General features: G+C 57.2%; 10 protein-coding genes. 7 read left to right on the top strand and 3 right to left on the bottom strand.

The window, feature by feature from the left end; translation table 11 throughout:
• Positions 1-509 precede the first annotated feature (509 nt).
• The 4 genes from ABD971_RS28750 (at position 510) to ABD971_RS28735 (ending at position 5209) form a co-directional block, all read left to right on the top strand.
• Complete coding sequence (locus ABD971_RS28750; RefSeq protein ID WP_345327174.1) at positions 510-2417, top strand: SHD1 domain-containing protein; 1908 nt, start codon at positions 510-512, stop codon at positions 2415-2417.
• Positions 2418-2649: 232 nt separating this feature from the next.
• A complete protein-coding gene (locus ABD971_RS28745) occupies positions 2650-3180 on the top strand; it encodes a GrpB family protein (RefSeq protein WP_339940342.1) in 531 nt (176 codons plus the stop codon).
• A gap of 86 nt (positions 3181-3266) precedes the next feature.
• Complete coding sequence (locus ABD971_RS28740) at positions 3267-4928, top strand: serine/threonine protein kinase (protein ID WP_345327173.1); 1662 nt, start codon at positions 3267-3269, stop codon at positions 4926-4928.
• 80 nt (positions 4929-5008) lie between these two features.
• A complete protein-coding gene (locus ABD971_RS28735; RefSeq protein WP_339940346.1) occupies positions 5009-5209 on the top strand; it encodes a hypothetical protein in 201 nt (66 codons plus the stop codon).
• A 12-nt stretch (positions 5210-5221) separates the two neighbouring features.
• Here the strand turns inward: ABD971_RS28735 and ABD971_RS28730 are convergent, their stop codons facing one another.
• Entirely contained in the window at positions 5222-5938 is a 717-nt protein-coding gene (locus ABD971_RS28730; protein WP_345327172.1) for a class I SAM-dependent methyltransferase, read from the bottom strand.
• Between ABD971_RS28730 and ABD971_RS28725 the strand changes: the two genes are divergently transcribed.
• The 3 genes from ABD971_RS28725 to ABD971_RS28715 are packed head-to-tail and all read left to right on the top strand — an operon-like array spanning position 5928 to position 9087.
• Complete coding sequence (locus ABD971_RS28725) at positions 5928-6302, top strand: ExbD/TolR family protein (protein WP_339940350.1); 375 nt, start codon at positions 5928-5930, stop codon at positions 6300-6302. The two genes, ABD971_RS28730 and ABD971_RS28725, sit on opposite strands and share 11 nt — an antisense overlap.
• On the top strand, positions 6302-6751 hold the full coding sequence (locus ABD971_RS28720) for a biopolymer transporter ExbD (RefSeq protein ID WP_345327171.1): 450 nt from the start codon (positions 6302-6304) through the stop codon (positions 6749-6751). Before ABD971_RS28725 ends, ABD971_RS28720 begins: the two co-directional genes overlap by 1 nt.
• Before the next feature lie 5 nt (positions 6752-6756).
• Positions 6757-9087, top strand: a complete 2331-nt coding sequence (locus ABD971_RS28715) for a hypothetical protein (protein ID WP_345327170.1) — start codon at positions 6757-6759, stop codon at positions 9085-9087.
• 360 nt (positions 9088-9447) lie between these two features.
• Here ABD971_RS28715 and ABD971_RS28710 read toward each other — a convergent pair whose 3' ends face one another.
• Together ABD971_RS28710 and ABD971_RS28705 are read right to left on the bottom strand one after the other, a co-directional pair.
• On the bottom strand, positions 9448-9990 hold the full coding sequence (locus ABD971_RS28710; protein WP_345327169.1) for a hypothetical protein: 543 nt from the start codon (positions 9988-9990) through the stop codon (positions 9448-9450).
• 839 nt (positions 9991-10829) lie between these two features.
• Complete coding sequence (locus tag ABD971_RS28705; RefSeq protein WP_345327168.1) at positions 10830-11960, bottom strand: GNAT family N-acetyltransferase; 1131 nt, start codon at positions 11958-11960, stop codon at positions 10830-10832.
• Between the last annotated feature and the right edge of the window lie 115 nt (positions 11961-12075).

The following is a 12075-nucleotide window of genomic DNA, read 5'->3' as shown; positions in this document are numbered from 1 at the left end:
GTCAGTATACTTTAACCGAAAGCTTGCACGATCGAACTTAAACCATGGACGCGGCAAAGCTTACAACTTTGCACCCGCCCCTGAGATCGACCGTTTTCCCCGCTAAAAAAGGGGAAAAAACACTGCGACGAGCGTCCCCGCAAAATACAAACTAGCGTTCCCTCAGCAGGCCTGGTCCCCGATCGGTTCCCCTAGTGTGACGAATTATTCCGATCCAGGGGAGGCGAATTTCGACCTCCACCCGACCTCCACATGGGGCACTCGAGCCACCCTGGCTGATTCTCACCGGATCATTAAAACCAGACCTGATTGCGCAAAGCTCTCCATTTAACCTGAATTCGCTGCTTGCTTGCTGATTTTCTGACAACTAGCATGTGAGGCAGGGTGATAGCAGAAGCCTACCGGTCAAATTGATTCATTTGGTTATCGAAGAAGGCCATTGCCCCAAAATCCCACCTTAGAAACTCGCACGCGACCCGCACTTCGGTGTGGAGGAGACAAAACGAACTATGAAACGAACGGCCCGAAGTCTATACCGATGGAGCCTCGTTGCCACGTTGACTTGCTTGCTCGGTATTAGCCCTGCATCCGCCGGATGGCTTCTTCGACACGCTTGCAGTGAACCGGCTCCCACCTGCTGTGACCCGTGTCCGCCTATCCATTGCCCACCTGTTCACTGCCCCCCGATCCACTGCCCACCGGTACTGCACTGCCCTCCGGTCCAGTGTCCACCGGTTGTTTGTCCTTCCGTCGCTTGCCCACCGCTTCATTGTCTTCCCGCCCCCGCGGCTCCCTGCTGTGGCGAAGTCTCCTACGAAGCGGTCGATAACAACGGCATTTGCGACTACAGCGGCGTCGACAACGGCACCGTGATCGAATCGGCGCCGATGCAATACGATGGCGGAACCGAATATGCAGCTCCGTTCGATCACGGCAGCATGCCGATGGAAATCGAAGACGCTCCTCCGGTTCCCACCGACCTGGATTCGTCAAACGAAGCAGAACCCAGCTCGCCTTCGGATTCACCGTTTGATAAAGCTCCCGCCGCCGATGAAGATCCTGCGGATCACGCCGAGCAACCTGCTCCTGTGATGCCGCTGGAAACCAAGCCTGAACCGCCTGCGGCACCAGACATGCCTGAGCCGCCTGCGACTGAACCGGCGCCAGCGGACGATTTATTCAGCAGTCCTGCTCCGGCAGAAGCCGAGCCCGCTCCGGCCGAGCCTGCTCCTGAAAAACCTGCTCCTGCAGAGCCAGCCAAGCCTGCCGCTCCAGACGCAGCGGACGACTTGTTCGGCGCTCCTGCTCCTGCAGAAACCACGCCCGAGCCAACCGAAGATCCGTTCGGTGCCCCAATGCCTGCAGAAACCGAACCTGCTCCGGCAGACGACTTGTTTGGCAACCCACCAGCTACCGAACCTGAAACCAAGCCTGCTGAAGAGCCTGCCCTGGACGATCTGTTCGGCGGCGACGCTTCGCCAGCAGGCGAAGAATCGGCTGCCAAACCGCCTATGGATGACGACATCTTTGGCGGTGCTGCGGATTCGCCAGCCGAAGCGGAAGCTCCAGCGGATATGCCAGCCAACGAATCGCCCGCCAACGAATCGATTGACGATTTGTTTGGTGGCGATGCTCCGGCCGAAGAGGCTCCTGCGGCAGAACCACCTGCAACCGAAGCACCGGCTGCCGACACCAGTCTGGATGATTTGTTCGGATCGGACGCCCCCGCGCTGGATACTCCTGCCGAAGACGCGGCTCCGATGGAGGCACCTGCGACCGACGCACCGGCCGCGGACGCGGGTCTTGATGACTTGTTCGGCAGTGATGCTGCGGCCACCGATGCCGCCCCTGCGGGAAGTGACACCAGCATCGACAGCCTGTTCGGTGACGCCCCCGAAACGCCTGCAGCACCTGCGGACGCTCCGGCTGATCCTCCTGCCGACGCTCCCGCAGACGACATCGACGGTTTGTTCGACACTCCGCCCGCCGACGATGCGGCTCCTGCATCCGATTCGATCGATGACTTGTTTGGCGCCCCTGGCGATGCCGACGAAGCCACACCCAAGACCGAAGAGGCTGGCACGTCAATCGATGATTTGTTCGGTCACGCCGAGCAACCTCAAGCAAGCGAAGTCGATTCGAAAGAGTCGACACAGCTTGTCGTTTCCGAGAAGAACACGGTTCGAATCACTTCGCTTTCCGACACTCGCTCGCGAACTTGGATCGATAACACCGGAAACTTCCGCACCGATGGACGTTTGATCGAAATCAATGCGACCAACATCCGTCTGCTGAAATCGAACGGCAAAAAGTGCACCGTGCCATTCTCGCGAATGTGTGCTGCGGACACCGCTTATGTCGAATCGATCGAAAAGCAGATCGAAGCTTCCAAAGTGGCAATGTTGATCAGCCGATAATCAAACCCCTTTGATTTCAAAATTCGAACCGGGCCAACGAGCAATTCGTTGGCCCGGTTTTTTTGTTGGCTGTCGTCTTGTTGATCCGTTTTTTTATGGACCACATCCCGAATCATCCAACTTCGGCTACATTCAATCCTAGAGCTGCTCGTCACTCCCCGATCCCGAATCCCCTGATCTCGAATCCCCCGATCCCGCTACACCGACGCGAACTGATCAAGGCATTTTCGTCATGGCCTCTCATCCCGTCCGCTTGATGCACTTTGACCCAAGGTGGCGTCAAGAATTTGAGCAAACTCGCAGCAGCATCCTGCTGTCGTGTGAGGGGCGGGTCGTGGACGTCGTCCATGTCGGCAGCACGTCAATTTCAGGTCTGATTGCTCGCCCGACCATCGATGTCTTGGCCGGAGTGAACGACGTGGCGATGATGGAATCCGCAGCGTTATTAATCGAAGGACTCAATTTCCGCCGCGGTAAAACGCCCGACTGGGCCGGCGCAGCGATCGCGCTCTTCAAACCTCGCTACGTTACGCCCGATCAGCCTGATCCGACCCATTGTGTCTATTTAATGCAGACATCCACCCCAGCCTGGATTCAAGCGGTTTCCATTCGCGATTATCTACGGCAAAATGCGGAGTCAGCACTCGATTTCGAAGAGGCCAAAGTGCGACGTTGGCGACACGGCGAGGGAGATTTGCAGCAGTACGAGGCGGACAAAGCGATCTTCTTTGCCCACCTCAAAGACCAAATCGACGCGTCGTAACCGCCCCCCCGCCGAGGCAAACTATAATCAATTCAAATTTGGCGGATTGTTTCATTCACATTCTCATTCCCAAGCTTTAGTCTCCTATGCCGCGCAGCCGACTTGGCCCGTTAGCGATCGAAGCGAAACTCGGTGACCATCCGTCACAGAGTTCGGTATGGCGTGCCATTCACGTCCAATTGCACAAAGCGGTTGCCGTCAAGGTGTTCTCGTCCCCCTTTGGCGCGACGCCGGAAGCCCGCACCCAATTTGCCGCCGAGTGGGAAACGCTAAAAACGTTGCAACATCCCGCCATCGCCCGCTGCTTTGGCGGCGGATTCGAAGACAAGGACGCCTACTTGGCCTACGAGCTTGTCGACGGCGAAACATTGGCGGCCGAGATCGAGCGGCGCAGTCGGTTGCCATGGGAATCGGTGCTCGAGTTTGCCGAGCCGATCATCGGTGCGCTGTGCTATTTGCACGAGCACAACATAATCTATGGGATGCTGGCCCCCGACAAAATTCTGTATGCGGGACTGAGCCCCTTGCTCGTGGACGTTCGCACCGATCGATTTAATTCCAACTTCAAGACCTCGCGTCCCCCCACGCCTCACGAAATCGCCTTTCGTCCCCCTGAATTGATCGACGATCCGACCTCGATCACCCACAAATCGGATCTCTATTCGTTTGGTGCGACGCTCTATTATGCGATCACCGGCCGACCGCCGGTCCAAGGCGATACGGTCGAAGAAGTCACGCGGAACGTGCGTGAACAAACACCGACGTCGGCCGCATCCTTGGTTCTGGATTGCCCGGTTTGGTTTGACAAATTAATCACGCAGCTACTGGAAAAGGATCCCAGCAAACGTCCGTTTGGTGCCCCGGCTGTCCAGCTTGCTTTGGCAGAAGTACGACGTCGATCGATGTCTCGCACCGGGGTGGCTGAGCATGCTTCGTCGGGATTTAGTCCGCTGAGTGTGACGGACCAAAAGGAGCGTGACGAGGCTCGTTCGCTGCTGGGGCGTGAATTGGTGGACGACGAGAAAGAATCGCTCCCCGATGCAACGATATGGCATGACAAGCCGTGGTTTTTGATCGGCGTTTTGATCGCGATGTTATTGATGCTCGGCTGGGTGGCGTGGCCGCTGAACGAAAATCAAATGCGAAAGCGTGCCGAGGACCTGCTAGCGCAAGAAACGCAATCATCGTTGAATCAAGCGAAGAACAATTATCTGAAACCGATGATCAACAAATTCCCCGACGGAGAACACACAACGTGGGCGGAAGAGCAAGTTGACCGAATCGAGATGATGCAGGCCGAGCACGCATTGTCGGTCAAAATGAAACGGAATCTCGCACTGAAAAACGAAGGCGAACGTTTGTACGCCGAAGCCGAACAGTTTGAACGCTTTGGCGATACGTCCACGGCGCTCGATAAATACCGCAGCATGGAAACGCTGCTCGGGGATGACCCCAAATATCGCCCCTACGTCAACCTTGCCCGTCGCCAGATCGCCCAGATCGAAAATCGTTCCTTTATCAAAGATGAAGCCGCGACGATCATCCAAGAAAAACTAGATGAAGCCGAACGAGAACATCGCCGAGGCAACGTGGTCGCGGCGCGTCAAATTTGGTATTCGATCATCGAACTGTACGGCAACAACAGCAATGTCGGCCCGCTCGTCTTGCAAGCCCAACAACGTCTCGGCGGCAGCAAATCCTCGGCCCCCGATGCTGATTCCTCGAGCCCGCTAAAGCCACCCCAATGACTTTTGATGCCGAGCCTCATGACACGCCGATTGAGGCGAAATTAGCCTCCCATCCTGCACGAACATCATCGACTGATCGCATGATTCAAAGTCGGGGTGCCGTGCTGGCCGTGCTGTTCTTGGTGATGGGGGCACTAGGTATTCCGCTGCTGTGGATGAACAAAGCGTTCTCCAACGCCGAGCGTTGGTTTTGGGCCGTGGTCGTGACGATCTATACCGCGATACTGATCTACATCGCCTGGCGAATCTGTATGTGGAGCTACCACCAAATCGTTGGTTAACAAGGTCGTTGATCACGCTCGCGTGCATCGATACACGAACGCGGGGGGCAAATTTCGCCATACCGTCGGACTTCGCCCCACTTGCGGAAACGTTTTCTTTAACCGAGACGAAAAACGTTGCCCTGCCGGTAAAGCCAATCCCTGCCAATACGCGAACGTCGCGAACTGGCCTCCCGGTCGCAACACCTCCAACATCGAATCCATGATCTCGGCTTGCAGCGATTCCGAGAACGAAGCCCACGGCAAACCACAGATCACCGCGTCGACATGAGGCATCGATTCGCGGCGACACAGATCGACCACATTCGTCACGCTGTCTTCGTAAACGGTGACCGAGGGACATCGTTTGCGAGTCGCGGCGACCAGTTCGGCGGAGCGTTCAATCGCAAAAAACTTGGCGTCAGGATGCAGCCGCTGGACAATCCCCTCGGTAAAAACGCCAGTCCCCGGTCCAAACTCGACCACGTTGCGAGCGGACTCCCAATCGAACCACTCGACCATCGTTTTGACCAATCCAGGACTGCTCGGGGCGATCGCCCCCACCTGGGTCGGGTTCCGGATGAAGTTTTTCAAAAATGTCAGCGTGTTATTCATGGACGTAGCGTATCGCAATCGAGCCACCACGCGGTAGGGCGTATTATTTTCTCGAGCCGCGTCCGTTACATTGACGCTTATGCGAGTCCCTAATCCCAACAACACATCTCCGGTCGGCGCCAACATGACGCCCATGATCGACGTTGTCTTTTTGCTGATCATTTTTTTCTTGGTGTCCAGCCACCTGGCTCGCCAAGAGATCCACTTGCCAGTCGAATTGCCGATCGCCAACACCTACTTGCCTGAAAACCCTGATCGATCGGCGTTGACCGTGACCGTCGACGACCAATCTCAGTGGCGAGTGGGCGGAAACGTGGTCGCGATCGACGAACTGAAGCAGATTTTGAACGATCATGCGTCACGCAGCGGATCAAGCGCCGCAGTGCGATTGCGAACCGACGGATCGGTCCATTACCAATACATCGAACCCATCCTGCGAGAAACGGCACTGGCAGGCATCTATGACGTCACGTTCTCGGTGCGTGAGGCGACTCGCTGATGAAAATCCCGTCATCTCGATTGCAAGGATCACTGAAAGTCGAAATGACTCCGATGATCGATGTCGTGTTTCTATTGTTGGTGTTCTTTGTTTGGACCAGCAGCTTTGAGCTGCCTGAGTTCGATCTTCCCAGTGCAATTGCGCAGCCGCCCAGCGTCGGCACGAATAACGAATCGACCGACACGCCGCCCGTCGAGATTTTTGACGAGATTATCATCCGCATGCTCGCCACGTCGGCGGGCAATACGATTCAGCTGAATGGACAACCGGTCGCGAGCACTGACGAACTGGAAAGCCGTCTTCGCAAGATTCTAAAACTGGGCGTCCAGCCGCCGGTGATCGTCGATCCCGAACCCACGATTGCGATGGCCGATGCAATCAAGGTTTACGATACCGCTCGCGCGGCCGGCGCGGACCGAGTTCTCTTTACCGCCAACGACGAGTCGTGATCATCATGCGTCCCTTCGCACTGCATTGTTTGTGGATGCTCGCCTTAGCATTGCCGCAGCTGCATGCGAGTGCGGAACAAACGCCCGTCGCCCGCATGACGAACGATCGCGATGCCGATTTGAACCGCGAGCTGATTCGTCGAGGCGAATTCGATACCGCCGAGCGATTGATTCGCCGTGTCCTTCAATCTGCGACCCCCAGCAGTGATACCTACGCACGCCAAATCATTTGGTGGTCCGAGCTCGAAACGGCTCGGCGTCGCACGATCGACAATTTTGGGAACGAAGACGTCACCGCAGCCCAACAACCGATTACCGCGTTGATCACTGCCTATCCCGAGCACTCTCGAAGGCTGTTTCTCGAGTCACAACAGATCGCAGTCGAATTGGCTGCCGCCGAACATGACCTGTTGGCGATCATGGTCAATCCCGGCGACACCGACCGCAACGAGCGTGCACTCCACCGTTTGACCGATGCTGCGGCAAAATCCGAATCGCTTTCCAAGGCAGTTGCCGAAGAAAAGACGCGTTTGAATTCACAAACCAGCATGTCACCGAGCGTCATGGCAATGCTCGGTGACTTGACGCGGTTAGAGCAAGAAACGCAAGTACAGATCGTGCAAATCAAGCTGATGGAAACCGAGCTGTTCCCCAGTGGCAGTGACGACCGGTTGGCCGCCGCCACTGCGGCACTGCGGTCGGCCGATCAAGCGCTGACGCGACTTCCGAGCGAATGCCAAGCACGTAACGAAGTCGAGCGACTGCGTGTCGTCGCGTTGTTGCGAAGCGAAGATTTTGAGCGAGCTCGCACCGCGTTTAAGGAACTGATTCGCGAAGTGCCACTGGATTCCGACCCGCGCGTTCGTGCACTCGATATACAAATCGACCTCCATTCGGATCACCACGCCGACGCGATCAAGAAACTTCGGGCGTTTTATGGCAAGCAACCGACGCAGGCCCCGCTATCGATCGAGATGGATCTGGTCCGCTTGGAATCGCTGCTGACGCAGAATGACACGAACAAGAACAGCGTCGGTGATTGGATCGATTCGATTGGCACTCGGCATGGCGCGTATGGACGTCGCCGCGCCGAAACGATCGCGATTGGTTCGCTGCGATCCCAATCAGGCGACGCGTCCGCCGATGGCACGGGCAACCGGATGGATCCCTCGATCATCGCAGCCCAGGGGCGACAATACCTGCGTGACGGCAATCCGCTGAGGGCGGCACAGTTATTGGCAAGCGCCGCGATGACGGAATCGAACCCCGATCAGGCGATCCAGCGGTCGCTCGAAGCGGCGGCAGCCTTTGTTGCTGCGAAACAGCCCGGCGATGCCGCAGACATACTGGCAGGCGTTGCCAAATTAAAACCAACCGGCAACGGTGCCGCCGCGGCACACCTGCAAGCGGTGTTGCTGAAAACCAAGACCAAACCGGCGGCCAGCGAAATCGAGGAAATGCTGCGAACCACAATCACCACGTGGCCCGAGAGCGAACACGCACCGCAAGCGGGTAATTGGCTGATCAAATTGCTGTCGGGCGACAAGCGGATCGTCGAAGCGGCCGAGATCGCCACGGAACTTGCACTCGACCACTATGAAACCGCGTTGGAACTTTGGCGGCAAGCGTTCCGCGAAAGCGATCCCGCCGATCAAAGTGATCTGACGACGCGAATGAAGCAAGCGTTTACCACTGCGATCGGCGAGGCAAGCGTTGCATTGCGATACCGCGAATTTGCAGCCTACCTTTTTGATCGCGACGCATTGAGCGATCTTCCGGAATCTGCCGCGACGAATTCCTACAGCGAGTCGTTGTTGCAATTTCGTCTGCGTGGCAAACAAGCGACCGAGCTGCCCGCTCCGCCCGCAGACGTTTTGGACGACACCGTCGCCCGCTTGATGCAGGACGGTCGACAAAACGCGTCGCTGCGATCAAAGATCGCGACACAGATCGAAGGTTGGCCGGAGCTGTCGGGCGACTCATTGGCGAAGGCCGAGCGACAGATCTGGCTCGGACAAATCGAGGACGCCAAAGCGACAGTTGAAGCCTTGGTCAAGGACTCTGCTTCGCCCGGTTGGGTCATCCGTGCCACAGCAACACTGTTTGGCAGCAGCGACAATGCCGACGCGCAGCGTGAATCGATTCAGTGGTGGGACCGGCTAGCAGCCGGATTGCCGGTCGGCAGCGACGATTGGCACCAAGCAAAAATCGAGTCCATTCGAGCGATCAAGCAGCTCGGTGATGCCGAACAAGCTCAACAGCGAGCACGTTACATCTTGCTAACGCGGCCGCCGACCGCCGCCGACCTTCGCCGCCAATACCAAGACCTACAATAGCGAAACTCGCCTACTCGTAGGCTGGAACGCAGCGGAGCGAAGTTCCGGCTCTGAGGCTGCAATGACGCCTGCATCCATGAAAACCCCGTTCCGACCGAGCTTGCCTCGGCGGAGGAACAACTGGACGCTTCTGATAAGCGCAAACCGAAACGGGGCTCCGCTGCGGGCTTTTCCCGGTTTCCTGCCACCTCTGCACCGACGGAGTTGGTGGAGAGGTAACCGCATGTAGATTCCATTTGTCTGCTCCGCCCGGTCAAGTCGGACGGACGCGAAGACAGCCGTGCGGTCTTGCTCTTCCTGTTCAACCTCAACTCGGCCATCCTGTCCCCTCTGCCTCTTGCCCTCTCATTCCAGCACTGGTTACGAGCAATTTTCACCCCAGATCCTGCGTGCTCTTGCATCTCGTATTGTGGGCGAGATCGGCAACATTGTGACCATTTGATCCAAGTCAACCGAACACGGCACACCAAGCACGAGTGTGTGCAAGTGATCTCGTCGACGGTAGCGCAGCTTCAGCCGTATCCGGTCCTGGCGATGGACATACAACTGAATTGCAACGAATTGATCCGCGTTGATCTGCAGCCCCGTTTGACCATGTGATTTTTGCAGTCGGTCAGATCGCAACGTGACGCTCGGACGAATCACGGTGAGCATTCCGAATTGAAGAACCAACGCCAGCAGTAACATCGGAATCGCGGCAACCACGTGCCACAGGTTCGGAATCACCAATGCCGGAAACGCAATCTTAAGCACGCCGACAATCGCAGCGCAGGAAACGAGGGTCCCGACGCAAATGTTCCGCATCGCTTGACGATTCAGTATGCAGCGGCGTAGCGATTGCCAAAGCTGGGGCACAAACGCCCAGCGAGGAACCGACCATGTGATTTTGGATCTGCCACTCATCCCCCAACTCCTCTAAAAGTGCCGATATCGATCCAGGGCACGAAATGGGTGGAGACGGGGCGCCGATTCGGCAAACCATTGTCGGTCAGCTTTCCAAGCTGAAACCGGCGTCGGTGAACACGACGTTTATATGGGACCGTAGCTACTCTCGCATCGGCGATCACACGTGCGGCACGCTAACGGCTTGGAAAGCCGTGCGACAATGTAGAGCAAGCCATTGTCGGTCAGCTTTCCAAGCTGAAACCGCCGTCGGTGAATGCAGCGTTTTTATGGGGCCGCGGCTACTCTCGCAGCGGCGATCACACGTGCGGCACGCTGACGGCTTGGAAAGCCGTGCGACAATGTCGGGCAAACCATTGTCGGTCAGCTTTCCAAGCTGAAACCGCCGTCGGTGAACACGACGTCTCTACGGGACCGCGGCTACTCTCGCATCGGCGATCTCACGCGTGGCACGCTAACGGCTTGGAAAGCCGTGCGACAATGTAGAGCAAGCCATTGTCGGTCAGCTTTCCAAGCTGAAACCGCCGTCGGTGAACACGACGTTTTTATGGGACCGCGGCTACTCTCGCAGTGGCGATCACACGTGCGGCACGCTGACGGCTTGGAAAGCCGTGCGACAATGTAGAGCAAATTATTGTCGGTCCGCTTTCCAAGCTGAAACCGTCGTCGGTGAACGCGGCGTCTCTACGGGACCGCGGCTACTCTCGCAGCGGCGATCACACGTGCGGCACGCTAACGGCTTGGAAAGCCGTGCGACAATGTTCCGGCACAGCGGCGGTTACGAGCGAAATTCATAGCGGAACCGCAGATGAGGTCAAATGCTTGCCTGTCACGCAACATTAAGACGTCAGTGCCATGTCGACGACTTTGACGAGCTCGCGGCCGGTGCGACGACGGGCCCATTGCTTCAGCTCGAATTGCGCGGACCAGGCACTGTGGCATACCTTGGCCCACCAACGTGGCGCGACGACTCGTAACTGCAGTAGCGGCGTCGGCTCGGCGCCGCTGCGTGGTTTGTATGGCTCGTCGCCTCGCATGTATTCGATCCCTCGGAGACCTTGGTCATGCACGTACTTGTGCGTATTCACGGCGAGAATCCGGCCAGGCTCGAGATCGGATGCGTCCAGATCAAAACCGCTGCTGTAAATGTACAACTGGTTGTCTGAAAGAATCCCCAGCTCTCCACCGATGATTCGTCCATCCAACCGCAACACCGGTAGATACAGACGTTCATGTTCGAACATTTCATGAGCCATTTGGATCACGAAATCGCGGAGTCGTTTGTCGGCATAGCTTCCAGGTTCGCCTACTGCGTTCCAGCGGCGTTGATGCAGCTCGATCATCGCGTCCATGAATTCGTCCACCTGCTCGCTCGACTGGGCCAGGACACGCTGCATTCCGGGGGTTTTGTCCACCGCTTCGAGGAACCCTTTGGTCTTTTTGCGAGTCCGTTTGCTATGGTTGCTCAACTGCTGCTCCCACGATTCAGCCGACTTCAGAAACCAGGTGCTCATGCGTGATTGCGCGTGAACGATCACCCCCGCCTTCGCGAGCGACGCTGAGAAGCAGCGCATGACCGGATCGGCGGCGCTGACACCATCGAGCTCGAGAAAATCCCAGCCGTAGGAGTCACTGCCTGCATGGAGACACAAAAATTGGACCATCGCGTCAACAATGCTCTGGGCGACAATGCTTTGGGCGGCGGTAGCGCCGGAGTCCAAAAGAATCGAGGCAAAATCGGTACAAGCGTTGTTATCCCCCATAAAACGCAGCGTTCGCGGAGAAGCGAGCTGTCGACAGAGCGGCAAAATCCCGCAGATTTGCCCCTGATCATCTCGGGCCACCACCACGTACGCTTCCAACGCGTCGCCAAACTGGTCCCACCACGGCTTGAGCCAGCGGGTTTGACGAAAGGGAATTCCGTCCGAAAGCGAATTCCAGCTCTCGGGATTTCCGAACAGGGCGTTCACGCTGCTCGAACATTCGACTCGGTACATATTGGGGCCATCACCGTGGAGATTTTCATGAGGGATTCACCTGAAAATCTAGCCCGGGGGATGGGTCGCGTACGGACGCAGCGCGAGG

The sequence above is a fragment of the Novipirellula rosea genome (genome assembly GCF_039541335.1).
GTDB classification, from domain to species: Bacteria; Planctomycetota; Planctomycetia; order Pirellulales; family Pirellulaceae; genus Novipirellula; species Novipirellula rosea.
The sequence above is the reverse complement of the archived record's forward strand: the minus strand, read 5'-3'. Positions and strand labels throughout refer to the sequence as shown.